Source organism: Achromobacter sp. 1011791174 (assembly GCF_059760925.1).
The window spans coordinates 14,368-32,956 of the sequence record NZ_JCBANH010000075.1 but is presented as its reverse complement, the minus strand read 5'-3'; the positions used below and the strand labels follow the sequence as shown (position 1 = coordinate 32,956).

The following is an 18,589-nucleotide window of genomic DNA, read 5'->3' as shown; positions in this document are numbered from 1 at the left end:
CAGCCTTGTCCAGCATCGATTCAGCCAACAGCTTCTTGAGCTTGTTGTTCTCTTGCTCCAGCTCCTTCAGTCGCTGGGCGTCCGAGACGGTCATACCGCCGAACTTCGCCTTCCAGTTGTAGTAAGTGGCCTCCGAGATCCCGTGCTTGCGGCACAGTTCGGCCACCTTGGCCCCCGCCTCGGCCTCCTTCAGCACCCCGATGATCTGTTCTTCCGTAAATCGTTTCTTCATTACCGTTCCTTTGTGAACGGACTCTACATCGATTTCGTACTAACCACGGGGAGCAGGTCACGGGGCTTTCGCTTTTGCTGATATCCATGAGATGTAGCGCCTAGACTCATGAATCGCATGTATTTGCTACCTCAGTCGGCGGGTATTAAGAAGTAGACGGGCTTGTAACCGCCAATTAGCCCGAAGAAACTTGGACGTCCTGCGCCAGCCTCTCGGAGATCTGCCATTAGGTCCATCGCCTCGTTCCACTGAAACACACCGCACTTCGCGTGAACACTTCGCACTAACTCGTCTATGGTCGACGTTTTGAATGCATGCCCGGCCAGCGTGATTGGACCAACTGGCTTGCATTTGTCGATAGTGAAAGGATCTTCGTTTTCGCGCTGGTCCAGCGGAAACCAGAGCACCCTTGCGTCACGCTCGTAGAGCTCGAATATAGAGCCGACGACCGGTAACGCCGCTATGGTCATTAGGCCCGCTTTACTAGCATGACGCGCGAAGGTCCACAGCTCGTGACTTATGCGTCCCGTCACTTGATCGGAATTTAGGCTTACCTTTGGCCTTCTCGCGAACATCGCCAATATGCGCACGCGCCGCCCCTCATGAATCATGAGAGAAGTCCGATTTCCTTCCCGACTCTTCCAAAAGAACATCGGAATCGCCGATCCGAAATGAGCTTCGAGCGACCGCTGTAGTAAAGGTGTAAGAAAGTACTCCGCCGTGCGCTCATTGAAAAATCCGCTCGGTCCTTTTGCCACCTCCACACCTCCCACTCAGGTTTCGTCGGCCATCGAAAACCAATATTTTAGTTACTAAGTTGTATCAGCGTGAAATTAATACTATAAATTAGTCATGCCGATCCGGCCTAACCAAGGAGGTGTAGCGGTGTTGAAATGGAAATATCTACCCATTTTGAAGTGGAAACAGGGCGAGCGAATCGCGCTGAGTATGCTGACCCCAGCGCAGCGGGCAGGCGTCATCCCGGTCCTTGAGCTGCCGGCGATCAATTCGGCGCAGGATGAAAGATCCGTACGCTTAGCCCTGCCCGCTTATCTGGTTAAGCCAGTGCAAGAGATGAACAAGACTTTCAACTCTGAGCAAACGATTGGCATTGACGTGAGATGGGTAGCTCCCAACCATCCAAAGCAAATCAAGCTGCTGGACACAATCTGCGCCGAGCTTGCTCGGCAACTAAATTGTCGCGTCGTGCCTGTTATCAGCGAATCAGCACTCTGGAAGGATGCAGCATCACTCACGGATATGCATGATTTCGGAGACTACATTCTTCGGATTCAGACACCAGTCGCGCAGCCTCACCAGGTCGACCCGCTAATCAAACTGGCATTAGCCAGCGGGATCAAGAAGCGAGAACTTCACATTGTGATCGACCTCTTTACGATCGTAAGAGAGGATCCCGCAATCAAGCACGCAGCCGTGACGCCGTATTTGGACGAGGCCTTCGCAGCGCAATGCGCGAGCGTAACGGTCGCCGGAGGGTCCTTCCCTGTTAACCTCATGGGACTCAAGCAGGGTGTGCATGACATCCCTAGAGTCGAGTGGCAGGTCTGGCAACTGTTGAAGGGTTCCGCGGAATACAGCGGCTTACGCTTCGGGGACTACACCGTGAGCAACCCTGGCCCACTTCCGGACCTGGATCCTAAGCAGGTGAACCCCTCAGTACAGCTTCGCTACACGATCGACGTGGATTGGCGCCTATACAAAGCAGGGGGCTTCAAGAAAGGCGCGAAGAACCAATACCAGGGCCTTTGCAACCTGTTACTCGGCGATCCCGTTTACTGCGGCCCGCCGTACAGCGACGGCGATGACCGGTACCACAAGGCTGCCCACGCTGTGATCGGAAATGGGAATCCCAGCAGCTGGCGCCGGGACGCGACGAATCACCATCTCGTGTTCACGGGACTCGCACTTCCGTAGTCGGGCGCTGCAGGAGATGCGTCACCACTGACGCACGCAGATCCCGCAGGCTCAGGCCTGCGGCTAGCGTGCTTTGGATCTCTGCTCGGGTAGCTCGTCCCACGCCTGGCGGCAGTTGGTTTCGTGCAGCCAGCGTGGCTACTGCTTCATCCCTCCACAAAAGAGCAGCAAGGCTCTGGAGGTCTTGCCGCGGATTTCGCGAAGCCTTTCGTACGTTGGTGTATGTCAGGCGGTTGCGCTGGCCGCGGTCCACGCGAGCAATACCCCACCAACTCGGCATAAGGTCACAGGCCGCCTCGACGTGTGAAGGGCCGAGAACCAAGGTGATAGTGTCGAAGACGCGGTTGTACGCGTGGATCTGATTACGTAGGCGCAGAAAGTTATCGAGGTCACTCTTGATCTCGAAGGCGTCTAGGGTCTTACTCACGACCACCATGTCGACGCGAGAGCTCCCGCCCTCGATCCCAAACTCTTCGATCGCCATGGTGCCGGGCGTAACGAGGCGGCGCGCGAGCTGCTGTCGCAGGCGGTGTCTGATCTCAGACTCAGTCAGGGGGTGGTTCATTGGCAACTCCTTATGCATATTATACTATGCGCTTATGCCAAGAATAGCCACACCAACCAAACCACAAGTGGTTGACGCACGGAGTCGACTCAAGGCTTACTTGAAGCACGAAGGCCTTACAGTCAACGCCTATGCGCATCGGGTGGACGTGCCGCAGCCTACACTCCACAGATTTCTTGCTGGACGTACTAAATCAATTACTCCATTGATTTCTAAAGCGTTGACTTATGCAAGAATAGAGCCCGATTCTGGCATAACAGAGAAGTATGATGTGGCAGATCATCCAAAGCTCAGGCGCGCCCTGCGCGTTGCCTGCGATGGGAGAACGGAGTCCGTTGAGCTTCTCGCAAGTCTGATCGAAGCTCTAGCGCCCGTTCTGGCTGCGCACCGAACCGTGAAGTAGTGCGGAGAGCCCCCTCATGTCGACCGTTACCGCAAAATCTCTTTATTCCACAGTGTCGGGACTTGGCCTCACGCGAGCGCAGGTCCGCAAACTCTTGCCTGCCTGGTGGGCACCCGAGGCCGAGAAGCACACAGACGGCATTGCGGAATTGGCCATGCACATGAGCCGCCGGCTCAGCATTGACTTGCGGGCACTACTGGCTGGTGAAATCCGGCCCAAAGGCGCGGTATCGAATCTCGCCTTCAAGCATCGCGTGAATGTAAGTCCGGAACAGCTGTCTGCAGCGACCTTCGTAGCTTCCTCCCTTGCACAGGCCATACTCGGCGCGATAACGGCGGGGTACACCCCCCTACCCTCGGATCCGATGGCGCTGCAAGCGATCGCGAGGGCCGCTGGCAATGGAGTGATTGGCTTTGAGTCGCTTCTCGCGGTTGCGTGGAGTCACGGCATCCCAGTCATTCCCCTCCCGAATCTGCCCGTCGGCGTGCGCAAGATGGACGGCGCGGTGCTTCAGGTTCAAGACCGGCCGGTGATCGTGATCGCGCGAAAGAAGTCTTCCAAGGCGTGGCTCAGCTTCATCCTCGCACACGAAATGGCGCATATCGCACTAGGACACGTCCAGCCTAGTTCGACCCTTATAGACGTGTCGCTCCAGGAAGCGTCGACCTACGCGACCGAATCGTCCACTGATCGCCAAGAAGCGGAGGCTGACGCCTTTGCCTTGGCGGCGATGGGCGGAGAGCTGGTCAACAACGAGATCAGGACGTGGCCGCCCAATGCTGCACCTGTGGACATCGCGGTGCGCGCTCGCAAGGCGAGTCAAAGGGAAGGCATAGAAGCTGGTCACTTTGTTCTCCGACACGCATTCGAGTCCAAGCGATGGGCCGAGTCGATGACGGCTCTGGGCTTCTTGAAAGAAGACCTCGACCCTGAGTCTGTACTGCTAGCGCACTTCAAACGGCATCTAGACCTAGACCTAGTGGCGGACGACCTTCAAGACTTGGTCGAGCAGGTCACAGGCTGGAAGCGCGAAGTCGTCTAGGAGAATCCATGAAGCTCCTCATGGATGTCGACGCGCTTGCGAAGTTTTCGAATTGGAATCTGGTAGCGCACGTTCCTGGGGCGCTCGGTTTCGACACCAGCCAATGCGCTACGGTGTCGTCATTACGCTATCGAGCGCAACAGAGTGTCCACAAGCCCGATCAAAAGCTGTTCCATACGCCAGATGCCGCAGCGCAGGCGCTCGAAATAATTGGACAGATGAGCCCTCTCGCGTCGCTTAACCCAATCCAATTGGCACCCTTCGAGGACGTTGTTGGAATCGATCCCGGCGAGGCGATCCTCTTTGCCGAAGTTCTCGCCATTCCGGAGACGTTCGTTCTGACGGGCGATAAGCGCGCCCTCAGATCACTGTCTGCGCTCGACGCAGGTCTCCGAGCGGGACTGTCCGGCCGTGTCGTTCTGATCGAACAAGTGTTGCTGCGCTTGCTCGATCAGAACGACCTGGATTGGATCAGACGGCACGTGTGCCCGGCAAAATCCCTGGATAAGGCAGTCAGCGCCATTATGGGCAGCCGCTGCGATGCGAACGAAGGATCTGTTCGTCAGGGGTTGGCGTCGTACATCGGTGAGATAGCACGCCTCTTCGAGCCGCCCTTGGTCATCACGCCGTAACCAGGCCATCGCCCGGGACCTGCACCCAAGCGATACTCGCGAAAGACTTCGCAAATTTCATCATGAAAAAGGCCGCAAATCCATGCGACCCTCTTCATTTGCTCGACGACACGAGATTTAACGATAAAATGCACGACGATAAGCGGCGTTAACGTCGCGACCGACTTTATTCCGCGCGACCGACTTTATTTCTCGTTTTCAAGCGCGCACCGGGCGCGCCCGCCTCACTCCACCGTCACGCTCTTGGCCAGATTGCGCGGCTTGTCCACGTCCGTGCCGCGCGCGCAAGCCGTGTGATACGACAGCAGTTGCAGCGGCACCGTGTGCAGGATCGGCGACAGCATGCCGTAGTGCTCGGGCATGCGGATCACGTGCATGCCCTCGGCGCTGACGATCTTGCTGTCGGCGTCGGCGAACACATACAGCTCGCCGCCGCGCGCGCGCACTTCCTGCATGTTGGACTTCAGCTTTTCCAGCAGGCCGTCCTTGGGCGCGATGGTGACCACGGGCATGTGCTCGGTCACCAGGGCCAGCGGGCCGTGCTTGAGTTCGCCTGCCGGGTAGGCTTCGGCGTGGATGTAGCTGATTTCCTTGAGCTTGAGCGCGCCTTCCAGCGCGATCGGATAGTGCATGCCGCGACCCAGGAACAGCGCGTTTTCCTTGGAGGCGAAGCGGTCCGCCCAGGCCATGATCTGCGGTTCCAGCGCCAGCACCGAACCGATGGCGGCGGGCAGGTGGCGCAGCGACTTGATGTGCGCGGCTTCCTGCTCGGCGGTCAGATTGCCGCGCACCTGCGCCAGCGCCAGCGTCAGCAGGAACAGGCCGGTCAGCTGGGTGGTGAAGGCCTTGGTCGAGGCCACGCCGATCTCCACGCCAGCGCGCGTGATGTAGGACAGCTTGCACTCGCGCACCATGGCGCTGGTGGCCACGTTGCAGATGGTCAGCGTGTGCTGCATGCCCAGCGAGCGCGCGTGCTTGAGCGCGGCCAGCGTGTCGGCCGTTTCGCCGGACTGCGAGATCGTCACCACCAGCGCGCGCGGGTTCGGCACGCTGTCGCGGTAGCGGTATTCGCTGGCGATTTCGACATTCACCGGGATCTTGGCGACGGACTCGATCCAGTACTTAGCGGTCAGGCCGGCGTAGTAGCTGGTGCCGCAGGCCAGGACCAGCACCGAGTCGATGTCCTTGAAGATCTTGTAGGCGTCGTCGCCGAACAGCTCGGGCGTGACGGACTCGATGTCCTGCAGGGTATCGCCGACCGCGCGCGGCTGCTCGAAGATTTCCTTCTGCATGTAGTGGCGGTACGGACCCAGCTCGGCGGCGCCGGTGTGCACGTGCACGGTGTGCACGGCGCGATCGGCGGCGCGGCCTTCGGCGTCCACGATCCAGACGCGGGTCAGCTGCAGGTCGACGACGTCGCCGTCTTCCAGGTAGATGATCTGGTCGGTGGTGCCAGCCAGGGCCAGCGCATCGGACGCCAGGAAGTTCTCGTTCTGGCCCACGCCCACCACCAGCGGCGAGCCCTGGCGGGCGCCGACCACGCGGTGCGGCTCATCGCGGCAGAACACGGCGATGGCATAGGCGCCATGCAGGCGGCGCACGGCCTGCTGCACGGCCTCGAACAGGTCGCCGGCGTACAGGTGGTTGACCAGGTGGGCGATGACCTCGGTGTCGGTCTGGCTTTCGAAGACGTAGCCGGCGGCCTGCAGCTCGGCGCGCAGTTCGTCGTGGTTCTCGATGATGCCGTTGTGGACCAGCGCGATGCGCGGCTCGTCATTGCCCAGGTGCGAGAAGTGCGGGTGGGCATTGTGCGTGGCCGGCACGCCGTGGGTGGCCCAGCGGGTGTGGGCGATGCCGGTGAAGCCGGTCACATGGTCCTGGGCGATCTGGTCGCTCAGTTCGGCCACGCGTTGCGTGCTGCGCGTGCGGCGCAGGTGGCCGTCGGCGTAGACCGCGACGCCGCAGGAGTCGTAGCCGCGGTATTCCAGCCGCTTCAGGCCTTCAACGAGGATCGGGGTGATGTCGCGCTGGGCGACGGCGCCAACAATGCCGCACATAGGAGAAACTCCTGTAAGGGTTCGGGTACGGAACGCATTGTGCGCGCGCCACAAAGAAATTTGATTTCTTTATGTGAAGTTTTTTGGAAGTTTATTTACTTACTGGATTGTGATTAAATAATCTTTCATTTCATACGCCAAAGTGAAATATATGGCGCAAAACACCGCTCCTGCGCTGCCCGAACTGGACGATCTGGACCGCCGCATCCTGGAACAGCTGCAGATCGACTGCGCGCTGACCAACCAGGATCTGGCCGAACGCGTGCACGCCTCGCCCCCGACCTGCCTGCGGCGGGTGCGGCGGCTGGTCGACATCGGCGTGATCGACCGGCAGGTGGCGATCCTGGCTGCCGACAAGCTGGGCAGCACGCTGACAGCCATCGTCGAGATCACGCTGGACGTGCAGGCCGCCGAAAGCCTGGATGCATTCGAGCAGAGCATGCTGGCCGAGCCCGCCGTGCTGCAGTGCTACCGGGTGTCGCCCGGTCCGGATTTCGTGGTGATCGCGCAGGTGCGTGACATGCCGGCCTATCACGCGCTGGTGCACCGCGCCTTCACGGCGCAGGCCAATGTGCGCAATGTGCGCACGTTCTTCTCGGTGCACCGCGCCAAGTTCGAGACGCGGATCGCGGTGCGCGAGTAGCGGTGTGGAGATAGCGGTTCGGGGATGGCTCTGCGGGAACCCCGAATCGCGGGTGTCGTTTACGCCGAAAGATAATGGGCATGCACCCAGACGGCAGAGACCCAGACGTTCCGCCTTGGAGCCCCACAATGCACAAGTATCCCGCTCAATATCTCGGCATGATCGCCGCTCACCTCAATGCACCATACGGGCACCCGGTCAGTCCGAACGATATCGCTACGGCTCTACGCTCAGGCAGCTTTGCGTCCCTCCAGATCGATGACTGGATCAAGGAACTGATAGCCAGCATGTTCGTGGAAATGGCCCCGGAATACATAGCCCGAGCCAGCTTCGAGGCTGGTGTACGTCTGGAAGAAGCCGATGCGCTGTATCAACACGCTCGCAGTGACTTGGGGCTGCCTCGCGTCGAGCGATGGGAAGAAGCACTAAAAGGGGTGCTTTAGCGCTGGTACCTAATCACCCCCTCCGATGCGAAGCGGGTCGACGACAGCGCTCCGCTAGCGTCCCTCCAACACCCGCTCGAACTGCGCCAGATACCGGTTCCCCATCTTCTGCACGTCGTGCTCGTCGCGCACGTAGGCATAGGCGCGCTCGGTGACTTCCTGGCGGAAGGCGGCGTCGTCCAGGCAGCGCGCCATGCCGGCGGCCAGGGCCTGGTGGTCGCCCACGGCGCAGAGCACGCCGCGGCCGTCGGCCAGGCTTTCCTTGAGGCCGCCGGCGTCGGTGGACACCACCGGCACACGCTGCAGGAAAGCGTCCAGCACGCTGCTGCCCAGCGCCTCTTCCTCGGAACTCATGACGAACACGTCCAGCACGCTGTAGAAGTCTTCCACGCCCTTGCGAAAGCCGGCGAAGCGGTAGACGTCCTCGATGCCCAGCTTGCGGGCCTCGTCCTTGGCGGCCTGCTCCTGGCCGCCGCCGGCGCCGAAGTGCAGAAAGATGAAGTCGCGGCGCGTGCGCGCCAGCTCGGCGACGGCGCGCACCAGCGTGACCGGGTCCTTGTCCTGGATCAGCGCGGCCGAGGTCGCCATGACCTTGCGACCATCCAGCTGGAACTCGCTGACCAGCGCGGCGACGTTGTCGGCGTTGATCGCATGCGGTTCGACGGCGCTGCGGATGATGGCGGGCTCGATGCCGAGCCGGCGCGGCTCGCTCGCGGCCATCTCGCTGATGGCCACGAACAGATCGACGTGGCGCCACTTGAAGCCGGTCTTCCACTCCTCGTTCGGCTTGACCACGAAGGAGGTGCGGCGCGAGAAGGCCACCGGCCGGCGGTGCAGCCATTTGGTCAGCACGGCCCAGGTGACGGTATTGGCCGTCTGGGCATGGATGATGTCGTAGCGGCCGGCGCCGGCCAGGAAACGCAGCTGCGCCGGCACGTTGCGGCATTCGTGGACGGTGAATCCTTCCTGGCGCGCGCGCTCGGCCAGCGGGCCGCCCAGGCGGCACATCAGTTCGACCTCGTGGCCGGCCTTGCGGAAGGCGCGCATGCAGTAGAGCGTCTGCCGCTCGCCGCCGCGCCAGCCCTTCTCGAAGTTCAGCTGCAGGATCTTCATGCGCGGCCGATGCCCGAGTAATCGAAGCCCAGGGCGCGCACATCGGCCGGCGTGTAGAGGTTGCGGCCGTCGATGATCAGCGGCGTCTTGAGCAGGGCCTTGACGCGATCGAAGTCGGGCGCGCGGAAGACCTTCCATTCGGTGGCGATCAGCAGCGCGTCGGCGCCGTCCAGCGCGTCGTACATGTCCTTGGCGAAGGTCACGCCGGGCTGGCCCACCAGCACGCGCGCGGCTTCGTGCATGGCCACCGGGTCATAGGCGCGCACTTCGGCGCCGCGACGGGTCAATTCCGCGATGGCGGTCAGGCTGGGGGCTTCGCGCATGTCGTCGGTATTGGGCTTGAAGGCCAGGCCCCACAGCGCGATCTTGCGGCCGCGCAGGTCTTCGCCGTAGCGCTGCGTCAGCTTCTCGGACAGGCGGAATTTCTGCGCGTGGTTGGCGGCCTCGGCGGCCTCGATGACGCGCATCGGCAGGCCGTGCTCGGCGGCGGTGTTGACCAGCGCCTGCACGTCCTTGGGGAAGCAGGAGCCGCCGTAGCCCGCGCCGGGATAGAGGAAGTGATAGCCGATGCGCGGATCCGCGCCGATGCCGCGCCGCACCTGCTCGACGTCGGCGCCCAGCGTCTCGGCCAGATTGGCCATCTCGTTCATGAAGGAGATGCGCGTGGCCAGCATGGCGTTGGCGGCGTACTTGGTCAGCTCGGCCGAGCGCACGTCCATCACCATGAGGCGGTCGTGGGTGCGCTGGAAGGGCTCGTAGATGCGGCGCATGACGCCGATGGTGTAGTCGTCGTCGGCGCCGCCGATGACGCGATCCGGACTCATGAAATCGTTGATGGCCGCGCCTTCCTTGAGGAATTCCGGATTGGACGCGACCGTGAAGGGCAGGTCCACGCCGCGCGCGGCCAGCTCCTTGGCGATCACCGCGCGCACCTTGTCGGCTGTGCCGACGGGCACGGTGGACTTGTCCACGATGAGCTTGCGCGAAGTCATGTGGCGCGCAATGTTGAGCGCGGCGGCCAGCACGTATTTCAGGTCGGCCGAACCGTCCTCGCCCGGCGGCGTGCCGACGGCGATGAACTGCACGTCGCCGAAGGCCACGCTCTGCGCCACGTCGTCGGTGAAATGCAGCCGGCCGGCCTGCACGTTGCGGCGCACCAGGTCTTCCAGGCCGGGCTCGTAGATGGGGATGCCGCCCTGGCGCAACAGCGCGATCTTGGCGGAATCCACGTCCAGGCACATGACGTCGTTGCCCATGTCGGCCAGGCACGCCCCCGACACCAACCCTACGTAACCGGTACCCACGACCGTGATCTTCATGCCCGAACGCCCTTCAAGAATTGGAAAACCGGCGCCGCGGTGGACAAGCCGGCGCCGGCCGCCATTATAGAAGCGCGGCCGGCCGGGACGCCGGCCCGGCGCGCCCCCGGGGCTAGGTCGTCGCGGGCAGGGCCGCTAGGGCGTCCGCAGCCGGTTGAAGCGGATGGCGTTCACAGCCACCGCCAGCGCGGCGCAGACCGTGCCCAGCACCAGCGCCAGGCCGGGGCCATGGGCCGCGCTCAGGCTGAAGGCGATGGCGACCAGGGCGGTGCCGAAGCTCTGGCCGAACACCCGGGTAGTGGCTTGCAGGCCGCCGGCGGCGCCGCTGCGCGCGCGCGGCGCGGCAGACAGCATGGCGCGGTTGTTCGGCGTCTGGAAGAAGCCGAAGCCCAGGCCCGCCACGAACATGCCCGCCAGAATGGGTGCATTGGACACATGCGTGGGCAGCAGCGCCAGCCACAGCATGCCAGCCACCATGGTGGCGGCGCCGATGCCGCTCATGGTCGCGGGCGAATAGCGGTCGGACAGCCGGCCCGCCAACGGCGCGACCAGCGCCGTGCCGACCGGCCAGGCGCCCATCAGCATGCCGACTTCCAGGTACGGCCGGCCCAGCACCTGCTGGAAATAGAAGGGCAGCGACACGTAGGACGCCATCTGCGCGGCGAAGGTGCAGGCGGACGCGGCCACGGCATAGGCCAGCGGGCGGATGCGCAGCAGGTCCACCGGCACCAGCGGCGCGGTCTGGCCGCTGGCGCGGCGCATCAGCACGATGCCCAGCACGGCGGCGATGGCCACCAGGCCGATGCCGCGCAGCAGGTCCGCGCCCATCATGTCCACGCCCGAGATGAACACGCCCAGCGTGGCCATGCTGAGCAGCGCGCTGATGCCATCGAAGGCGACGTTGTTGCGCGGCACCTCCGGCAGGTGCCGCAGCCCCAGCATGGCCAGCACGCAGACGGGCAGGTTGACCGCGAAGATCCACGGCCACGGCGCCACCGACAGGATGGCCGAGCCGATGGTCGGCCCCAGCACTGACATCACCGCCACGGTGGTGGCGTTGATGCTGATGCCACGCCCCAGCATCTTTAGCGGATAGATATTGCGCACCAGGCCGCCGAACAGGCACATCAGCGTGGCCGCGCCCACGCCCTGGAACACGCGCGCCAGCGTCAGCTGCACGAGCGTGCCGGCCAGCGCGCAACCGAGCGAGGCCAGCGTGAACAGCACCAGTCCGAAGGTGAACATGCGCCGGAAACCGATGCGCTCGGCCAGCGCCGACAGCGGCAGCAGCATCGTCACCACCGCCAGGTTGTAGGCGTTGACGACCCAGACCGCCTGGGCCGGCGAGGATTGCAGATCGGCCGCGATGGTGGGCAGGGCCACGTTGGCGATGGTGGTGTCCAGCACCGACAGGCTGATGCCCGTCATCACCGTGGCCGCTGCCCAGTAGCGCCGGGGCGCCGGCAGGCCGTCCTGCGGCGAAGCGCCCGGCGTGCCGGTCGGCCCCTCGGTGGTCACGACTTCTTGGTCGGGCGTTGCCAACCATCGACGGTGAGCTGCTTGGCGCGCGAGACCGTCAGTTTGCCGGCCGGCGCGTCGCGCGTCAGCGTGGTGCCGGCGCCCAGCGTGGCGCCCTGGCCCACCCGCACCGGCGCGACCAGCTGCGTGTCCGAGCCGATGAAGGCGTCGTCCTCGATCACGGTGCGGTGCTTGTTGACGCCGTCGTAGTTGCAGGTGATGGTGCCCGCGCCCACGTTCACGCGCGCGCCGATCTCGGCGTCGCCGATGTAGGCCAGGTGATTGGCCTTGCTGTCGGCGCCCAGCACGCTCTTCTTGATCTCGACGAAGTTGCCGACGTGGCTGCGGTCGCCCAGCTCGGCGCCAGGACGCAGGCGGGCATAGGGGCCGACGCGCGCGTCGCGGCCCACCTGGGCGTCCTGCAGATGGCTGTAGGCCTCGATCTGCGTGCCGGCGCCGACGCTGACGTCGCGCAGCACGCAATGCGGGCCCACGCGCACGCCGTCGGCCAGCGTGACCTCGCCTTCGAACACGCAACCCACGTCGATGAACACGTCGCGGCCGCAGCGCAGCGTGCCGCGCAGGTCGAAGCGCGCGGGATCGGCCAGCGTGACGCCGGCTTCCAGCTGGCGGCGGGCCTGCTCGGCCTGCCAGCGGCGTTCCAGCTCGGCCTGTTGCACGCGGCTGTTCACGCCCAGCGTTTCCCAGGAAGCCGCCGGCTGGGCCGCGCCCACCGGCACGCCGTCGATCACGGCCAGACCGATCACGTCGGTCAGGTAGTACTCGCCCTGGGCGTTGTTGTTGTCGATGCGGGACAGCCAGTCCTTGAGCCTGGCGGTCGGCGCGGCCAGGATGCCTGTGTTGACTTCCTTGATGGCGCGCTCGGCCTCGGAGGCGTCCTTGTGCTCGACGATGCGGCAGACCTGGCCGGCGGCGTCGCGCACGATGCGGCCGTAGCCGGTGGAATCGTCCAGCACCTCGGTGAGCACGGCGGCGCCATCGCCGCGCGCGGCCAGCAGGCGGCGCAGCGTGTCGGGCTGCACCAGCGGCACGTCGCCGTACAGCACCAGCGTCACATCGTCCTTGCCGTCGCCCTCGAGCAGCAGCGGCACGGCTTGCTGCACGGCGTGGCCGGTGCCCTGCTGCGGCTGCTGCAACGCGAAGTGCAGGCCTTCCTGGCCGCCAAACGCCTGCTTGACGCGGTCGGCGCCGTGGCCGACCACCACCGTGATGCGGGCGGGCGCGAGTTCGCGCGCACTGGCCAGCACGTGCGCCAACATGGGTTTGCCGGCCAGCGTGTGCAGCACTTTGGGAAGGTCGGACTGCATGCGCTTGCCCAGTCCGGCGGCGAGAATCACTACATTGAGCATAGAGGTCTACTGTGTTGGAAAACGCAACGGCCCCGAGGAGCCGTTGCGCGTTGCGATTGAAATCATGGGGCCGGCGCTAGGCGGACGGCTCCGTCTTGGGCGCTGCCTTGCGGGCGGCGGGCTTGGCGCGGGCGGCGGCCTTCGAGGCCGGCTTGCCCGGCGCCTTGGCGGCGGGCTTGGCCTCGGTCTTGGCGGCCTTGGGCGCGGGTTTGTCGGCTTCGGATTCCACCTTGGACGGCGCGGCGGCCGGCATGGTCGCGGCGGTGGCGGCGGCGATCTGGCCGAATTGTTGCTGCAGCAGGTCCCACCAGGCCTTGGACGCCGACTGCGCCGCGGCGCCCATCTGTTCGCTCATGCCGGCAAAGGGCGGCGCGGCGTCCTGGGCGGCTGCCTCCGCCGGGGCAGCGTCGCCGGCGTGATCCTGAGCCGGACCTTTGCCGCCGTCCCTGGCCGCGTCGCCTGACGGCGCGGCCGCCTTGGCCTTGCCCGGCGCCGGTTTCAGGCCCAGCACCACTTCCAGCGGCGAGGCCGCGCCGCTGTCGCGCAAGGCGCCCAGGTCCATGCTGGCCGCGCTGTCGACGAAGGCGCGCAGCGTGTTGATGGTGGAGCGCTGCACTTCCATGCCCTGGATGGTGCTGCTGAGCATGGACAGGTTCATGCGCAGCCAGTTTTCGACCGAGCGCAGCTCGGCGATGCGGCGCTCCAGGTCCTCGACGTTCATGGGCGGAGCCATCGGCAGGCTGCTGGCCAGCCCGCCCGGCCCGGTCAGGCCGGCCCAGGCCTGGCGCATCATTTCCATGCTGGCCAGCAGGGGATTGCCGGACAGATCGGAATGCTGGCCCAAGCCCGGCAGGACGAACGGATTGCCGTGTTGATCGCTCATACCTGGTTTCCCCCTAAACAGATGGTTGCCACCGGCCGCCAGGCTCAGCCGGGCAGCAGTTGATTGTTTTCCACGCGGACGCGGTCGCCGGACGCAAACGCGAACGGCTGGGCGCTGCGGAATTGACGGGCGCTGCCGTCGCTCATGCGCACGGTCAGCTCGTAGTGCGTCACGGTTTGTTGCTGTCTGATATTACGCTCAACTTCACGGCCTGCCAAAGCGCCGCCCACGGCGCCCAGCACGGTCAGCGCGGTCTTGCCGTTGCCGCCGCCGAACTGGTTGCCGACCACGCCGCCCGCGACGCCGCCGGCGATGGTGCCGATCAGATGGTCGCTATTGTCGCGCACCGGCGCCTGGACCTGGCGCACGCTCTCGACCACGCCGCAACTTTGGCAGACGACCGGCGCGGCGGGGCGAGGCTGCGCCGGCGCGACCGCCTGGGGACGCGGCGCGGCGGGCTGCCGAGCCGCAGGCTGCTGGCCAGGCGCGGGCGCCAGCGGCTGGGCGGGAATCTGGGGCGCGGGCGCCAGGTTGCCGCCTTCCGGGCCGGCCAGGGCCGCGCTCTCGGCGCTCAGGGCGTTGGGATTGGTATTGGCCGACGGCGTGGGCAGCCAGCCCATCACGGCCGCCACGCCCACCGTACACATGACGATCACGGCGACGGCGGCGGCGGCGACCAGGGGATGCAGGCCACGGCGCGCAACGCCGGTCTGGAGGGGAGTATTCATCACAGGTCTCCGAAATTACTAACCGGCTGTGGTATAGCACCCTGGCGCCGTATCGGCGTATTGCGATGGTGACGCTTCATTGCAAAACGGGCCTGCTGGACAGGGTCCGCCATTGATGGACAATAGGGGCATGGATTCCGTCACCTTGCCCCAGCTCGAACAGGCCATCAACTATTGGCGCAACCTCACGCCGTCCGCCGGCGAGGACCACCGGCTCTGCCCGGAGGCGTCGGCGTTGGCCACGCCCTATGCGCTGATGATCATGTCCCATCGCCGCGAGCTTCCCACCGTGGAACTCGACGAGCGCGCCCGCGCAGCGCTGCAGACCTGGGCAGCCGCCCTGAAGTGAACGTGAATGGCGCGGGCCGCCGCCGCGCGCGGCGATCGGATGATGGCCGCGCCCGGGGCCGTCGCCCGGCACGGGCCTGATCAGCCCTTGAGCAGCGCCTGGATGTCGTGCACCAGGGCGTCCACCCCGATGTTGTTGTTGGCCAGCACGCGCGATTCGCCCTTGCCGTCCAACAGGTAGAACGCGGCCGTGTGATCCATGGAATAGCCGCCGTCTTTGGTGGGCGCCTTGGCGTAATAGGCCTTGAACGAGGCCGCCGCCTTCTTCACCTGGTCCGGCGTGCCGGTCAGGCCCAGGAAGCGCGGGTCGAACGCGGTCACGTATTGTTTGAGAATATCGGGCGTGTCGCGCTCGGGATCCACCGTGATCAGCAGCACCTGCACGCGGTCGGCATCCGCGCCCAGCTTCTTCATGGCCTCGGCCAGCTCGGCCAGCGAGGTCGGGCAGACGTCGGGACACTGCGTGAAGCCGAAGAACGCCACCACCACCTTGCCCGAGAAATCCGACAGCTTGCGGGTCTTGCCGTTGTAGTCCACCAGCTCCATGCCCTGGCCGAGCCTGGTGCCGCTGATGTCGCTGCCCTTGAACTGGGGCGCGCTTTCACCGCAGGCGGCCAGCGCGGCGGCGAATGCGGCGGCCGCGCCCAGGCGCAGGGCCAGGCGGCGGGTGGCGGAAAACACGGACATGGACAACCTCCGGCAACGGTCAGCGCAACAGGCCGACCCAGTGATCCACCAGCAGCGCGCCGAACAGCAGCGCCAGGTACAGGATCGAGAAACGGAACATGCTGCGCGCCAGTTCGTCGCTGTATTCGCGATACAGGCGCCATGCATAGGACAGGAACATACCGCCCAGCACCAGCGCGGCGGTCAGGTAGAGCACGCCGCTCATCAGGATGATGTAGGGCAGCAGCGTGGTGGCCAGCAGCGCCACGCTGTAGAGCAGGATGTGCAGGCGCGTGAACTGCTGGCCATGCGTGACCGGCAGCATGGGCAGGCCGGCCTTGGCGTAGTCGTGGTTGCGGTAAAGCGCCAGCGCCCAGAAATGCGGCGGCGTCCAGATGAAGATGATCAGCACCAGCACCCAGGCCTCGGCCGGCACGGAATCCGCCACGGCGGCCCAGCCCAGCGCGGGCGGCATGGCGCCCGACAGGCCGCCGATGACGATGTTCTGCGGCGTGCGCGGCTTGAGGATGACGGTATAGATGACGGCGTAGCCGACGAAGGTGGCGAAGGTCAGCCACATGGTGAGCGGATTGACCATGTGGTACAGCACGAACATGCCAGCGCCGCCCAACAGGCCCGACAGGCTCAGCACCTGGTAGGCGGAGATGGTGCCGCGCGCGGTCGCTCGCCTTGCGGTGCGCAGCATGCGGGCGTCGACCTCCTGCTCGATCAGACAGTTGATGGCGAAGGCGGCGGCGGCCAGCAGCCAGATGCCCAGCGTGCCGAACAGCACGCGTTGCATGTCGGGAATGCCGGGCGCGGCCAGGAACATGCCGATGACGGCGCAGAACACCGCAAGCTGCGTGACGCGCGGCTTGGTGAGCACGAGATACTGGCGGAGCAATCCGGATTGGGGAGCGGCAAGACTGGTCATGATGGCCCCTATTTTAAACGCGCGCCGAATTGGGGCCGTAGCCCCCCGCGGGCGCCCGTCCGGCGGTGGACAGACGCACCATCAATACCACCGCCGCCAGCGTCAGGCCGGCCGCCCCGCCATTGTGCAGCACCGCGATCAAAAGCGGCCACTGGAAGAAGATGGTGGTCAGCCCGGTCAGCAATTGCGCGCCCAGCAGCGCCAGCATCAGCGTGGCCGGTCCGCGCAGCCCGGCCTCGGCGCGCAGGCGCCAGGCCAGCACGCCCAGGTAGGCGAACACCACGAAGGCGAAATTGCGATGGACCCAGTGGATCGCGGTGAGCGCCGGCTGCGAGATCATTTCGCCGGAAGGCAGCTCGCCCAGCCCCCGGATCACTGAATAGCCGCCGTGGAAATCCATCTCGGGCACCCACTGGCCATGGCACATGGGAAAGTCCATGCAGGCCAGCGCCGCGTAATTGGTGCTGACCCAGCCGCCCAGCGTGACCTGCGCCAGCAGCAGCGCGAAGCCGCCCGCGACCCAAGGCTTCCAGCGCGCGGCGGCGGCGGACAGGGCCAGGTGCGGACGCTCGCGCGCCGACAGCCAGGTCATCAGCGCCAGCACCGACAGGCCGAACACCAGATGCGCCGTGACCACGGCGGGCATCAGCTTGTGGGTCACGGTCCAGGCGCCGAAGGCGCCCTGCACGCAGACGGCCACCAGCGTGACGATGGCCAGCGCGGGCGAACGGCCCAGCTGGCGGCGGTAGCGCCAGGCCATGACCACGATGGCGATGATCAGCATGCCCAGGATGGCGCCGACGTAGCGATGAATCATCTCGATCCAGGCCTTGGACAGCGTGACCGGCCCGAAGGGCATGGCCTGCGTGGCCTCGTGGATGTCGCCCATCGCGCCCAACGGCGTGGCCTTGCCGTAGCAGCCGGGCCAGTCCGGGCAGCCCAATCCGGAATCGGTCAGGCGCACGAAGGCGCCGAACATGATCAGGTCCAGCGTCAGGAACCAGGTGAAGAAAACCAGCTTGCGGTAGCGAGCCTTGATGCGATCCATATCCATGTCGAAAAATCCGGTCAGCCGACCCGCGAGTTGTAGACCAGCTTGCTGACGTCCTTGCGCACCTTCACGCCGTCGGCGTCGGCCGGGTACTGCATCATCAGGTTGCCCAGCGGATCGATGATCCAGATGGGCGCGGCCAGCGCGGGCGCGGCCTGTTGCTGCTGGCCGGCGAGCAGGAAGCGGGCGAGCTGGCCGGGGTCGGCGCGCAACATGATAGTGCCCTTGTAGGCCTCCAGCACCTTGTCCGGCACCGGCGCGTCGTCGGTGATGAACCAGACCCGGGCCAGCCGGTCCACGTTCTTGCCCTGGCTGGCGTGGCTGTTGCGCGCGATGTAGAGCTTGCGGGCGCAGCTTTCCGGGCAGGCCGCGCCATCGGCGGCCACCAGCAGCCATTTACCCTTCAGGGTCCGCAGGTCGAAGGGTTGGCCGTCCAGCGTGGTCAGCGTCAATTCACCGGCGGCGGGCATGGGACGCTGCGGCGTCACCAGCGTGCCGTAGTTGCTGGCGTCGTCCGGCCACCATTGCGGGTTGTAGTAGACGACGAAGGCCGCCACGATGGGCGCCAACGTGCACAGGAACACCAGCACCAGCGGCAGCCGGGAGCGCTTGCGGGCGGCGGGGACGGAGGTAGCGGAAGTTTCGCGGGCCACTATGTATCCTGTTATGCGGTTGCGCGGTGCGCCGGGAACGTTGCTGCGGGCTTG

At 65.1% G+C, this 18,589-nt stretch carries 20 protein-coding genes; 6 read left to right on the top strand and 14 right to left on the bottom strand.

Annotated elements, in window-relative coordinates; all coding sequences use genetic code 11:
* A partial coding sequence (locus AC6LJ5_RS22210; RefSeq protein WP_498141630.1) for a transposase occupies window positions 1-232 on the bottom strand: 232 nt, incomplete at its 3' end.
* A 131-nt stretch (window positions 233-363) separates the two neighbouring features.
* Window positions 364-990: a hypothetical protein gene (locus AC6LJ5_RS22205; protein WP_498141629.1), complete on the bottom strand. Its 627-nt coding sequence runs from the start codon at window positions 988-990 to the stop codon at window positions 364-366.
* A 127-nt stretch (window positions 991-1,117) separates the two neighbouring features.
* Between AC6LJ5_RS22205 and AC6LJ5_RS22200 the strand changes: the two genes are divergently transcribed.
* Window positions 1,118-2,167: a beta family protein gene (locus AC6LJ5_RS22200; RefSeq protein WP_498141628.1), complete on the top strand. Its 1,050-nt coding sequence runs from the start codon at window positions 1,118-1,120 to the stop codon at window positions 2,165-2,167.
* Here the strand turns inward: AC6LJ5_RS22200 and AC6LJ5_RS22195 are convergent.
* Window positions 2,145-2,732, bottom strand: coding sequence for a sce7726 family protein (locus AC6LJ5_RS22195; RefSeq protein ID WP_498141627.1), 588 nt, complete (start codon window positions 2,730-2,732; stop codon window positions 2,145-2,147). The genes AC6LJ5_RS22200 and AC6LJ5_RS22195 overlap by 23 nt on opposite strands.
* A gap of 419 nt (window positions 2,733-3,151) precedes the next feature.
* Here AC6LJ5_RS22195 and AC6LJ5_RS22190 point away from each other — a divergent pair, with 419 nt between their 5' ends.
* Entirely contained in the window at window positions 3,152-4,177 is a 1,026-nt protein-coding gene (locus tag AC6LJ5_RS22190; RefSeq protein ID WP_238878152.1) for a phage exclusion protein Lit family protein, read from the top strand.
* Between the two features lie 8 nt (window positions 4,178-4,185).
* Window positions 4,186-4,809, top strand: a complete 624-nt coding sequence (locus tag AC6LJ5_RS22185) for a hypothetical protein (protein WP_498141626.1) — start codon at window positions 4,186-4,188, stop codon at window positions 4,807-4,809.
* A gap of 224 nt (window positions 4,810-5,033) precedes the next feature.
* Here the strand turns inward: AC6LJ5_RS22185 and glmS are convergent, their stop codons facing one another.
* Window positions 5,034-6,866 (bottom strand): glutamine--fructose-6-phosphate transaminase (isomerizing), encoded by a 1,833-nt coding sequence (glmS, locus tag AC6LJ5_RS22180; RefSeq protein WP_103272027.1) that lies wholly within the window; start codon window positions 6,864-6,866, stop codon window positions 5,034-5,036.
* Window positions 6,867-7,017: 151 nt separating this feature from the next.
* Here glmS and AC6LJ5_RS22175 point away from each other — a divergent pair, with 151 nt between their 5' ends.
* Both AC6LJ5_RS22175 and AC6LJ5_RS22170 read left to right on the top strand, forming a co-directional pair.
* Window positions 7,018-7,509: an Lrp/AsnC family transcriptional regulator gene (locus AC6LJ5_RS22175; RefSeq protein WP_103272026.1), complete on the top strand. Its 492-nt coding sequence runs from the start codon at window positions 7,018-7,020 to the stop codon at window positions 7,507-7,509.
* Window positions 7,510-7,637: 128 nt separating this feature from the next.
* A complete protein-coding gene (locus AC6LJ5_RS22170; RefSeq protein WP_103272025.1) occupies window positions 7,638-7,952 on the top strand; it encodes a hypothetical protein in 315 nt (104 codons plus the stop codon).
* A gap of 54 nt (window positions 7,953-8,006) precedes the next feature.
* Here AC6LJ5_RS22170 and AC6LJ5_RS22165 read toward each other — a convergent pair whose 3' ends face one another.
* The 6 genes from AC6LJ5_RS22165 to AC6LJ5_RS22140 all read right to left on the bottom strand — a co-directional run bounded on the left by AC6LJ5_RS22165 (window position 8,007) and on the right by AC6LJ5_RS22140 (window position 14,883).
* Entirely contained in the window at window positions 8,007-9,065 is a 1,059-nt protein-coding gene (locus AC6LJ5_RS22165) for a glycosyltransferase family 4 protein (RefSeq protein WP_103272024.1), read from the bottom strand.
* The gene (locus AC6LJ5_RS22160; RefSeq protein ID WP_498141625.1) at window positions 9,062-10,384 is read right to left on the bottom strand and encodes a UDP-glucose dehydrogenase family protein; all 1,323 of its coding nucleotides are present in this window, start codon (window positions 10,382-10,384) and stop codon (window positions 9,062-9,064) included. Before AC6LJ5_RS22160 ends, AC6LJ5_RS22165 begins: the two co-directional genes overlap by 4 nt.
* Before the next feature lie 135 nt (window positions 10,385-10,519).
* Window positions 10,520-11,902, bottom strand: coding sequence for an MFS transporter (locus tag AC6LJ5_RS22155; protein ID WP_103272022.1), 1,383 nt, complete (start codon window positions 11,900-11,902; stop codon window positions 10,520-10,522).
* On the bottom strand, window positions 11,899-13,272 hold the full coding sequence (glmU, locus tag AC6LJ5_RS22150; RefSeq protein WP_392410477.1) for a bifunctional UDP-N-acetylglucosamine diphosphorylase/glucosamine-1-phosphate N-acetyltransferase GlmU: 1,374 nt from the start codon (window positions 13,270-13,272) through the stop codon (window positions 11,899-11,901). The genes AC6LJ5_RS22155 and glmU overlap by 4 nt, the downstream gene beginning before the upstream one ends.
* Window positions 13,273-13,348: 76 nt before the next feature.
* The gene (locus AC6LJ5_RS22145) at window positions 13,349-14,155 is read right to left on the bottom strand and encodes a PhaM family polyhydroxyalkanoate granule multifunctional regulatory protein (RefSeq protein WP_103272020.1); all 807 of its coding nucleotides are present in this window, start codon (window positions 14,153-14,155) and stop codon (window positions 13,349-13,351) included.
* Window positions 14,156-14,199: 44 nt separating this feature from the next.
* Window positions 14,200-14,883: an outer membrane lipoprotein gene (locus AC6LJ5_RS22140; protein WP_498141624.1), complete on the bottom strand. Its 684-nt coding sequence runs from the start codon at window positions 14,881-14,883 to the stop codon at window positions 14,200-14,202.
* Window positions 14,884-15,013: 130 nt separating this feature from the next.
* Here AC6LJ5_RS22140 and AC6LJ5_RS22135 point away from each other — a divergent pair, with 130 nt between their 5' ends.
* Complete coding sequence (locus AC6LJ5_RS22135) at window positions 15,014-15,232, top strand: DUF3717 domain-containing protein (RefSeq protein ID WP_103272018.1); 219 nt, start codon at window positions 15,014-15,016, stop codon at window positions 15,230-15,232.
* An 80-nt stretch (window positions 15,233-15,312) separates the two neighbouring features.
* On the opposite strand, the gene AC6LJ5_RS22130 is transcribed toward AC6LJ5_RS22135, so the two are convergent.
* Genes AC6LJ5_RS22130 through AC6LJ5_RS22115 form a run of 4 tightly spaced genes read right to left on the bottom strand, consistent with a single transcriptional unit; the run spans window position 15,313 to window position 18,535 of the window.
* Entirely contained in the window at window positions 15,313-15,918 is a 606-nt protein-coding gene (locus AC6LJ5_RS22130; protein ID WP_103272017.1) for an SCO family protein, read from the bottom strand.
* A gap of 19 nt (window positions 15,919-15,937) precedes the next feature.
* Window positions 15,938-16,831, bottom strand: coding sequence for a heme o synthase (gene cyoE, locus AC6LJ5_RS22125; RefSeq protein ID WP_103272016.1), 894 nt, complete (start codon window positions 16,829-16,831; stop codon window positions 15,938-15,940).
* A 13-nt stretch (window positions 16,832-16,844) separates the two neighbouring features.
* On the bottom strand, window positions 16,845-17,879 hold the full coding sequence (locus AC6LJ5_RS22120) for a COX15/CtaA family protein (RefSeq protein ID WP_392410506.1): 1,035 nt from the start codon (window positions 17,877-17,879) through the stop codon (window positions 16,845-16,847).
* Window positions 17,880-17,899: 20 nt separating this feature from the next.
* Complete coding sequence (locus AC6LJ5_RS22115; RefSeq protein ID WP_199770960.1) at window positions 17,900-18,535, bottom strand: SCO family protein; 636 nt, start codon at window positions 18,533-18,535, stop codon at window positions 17,900-17,902.
* Window positions 18,536-18,589: the final 54 nt, after the last annotated feature.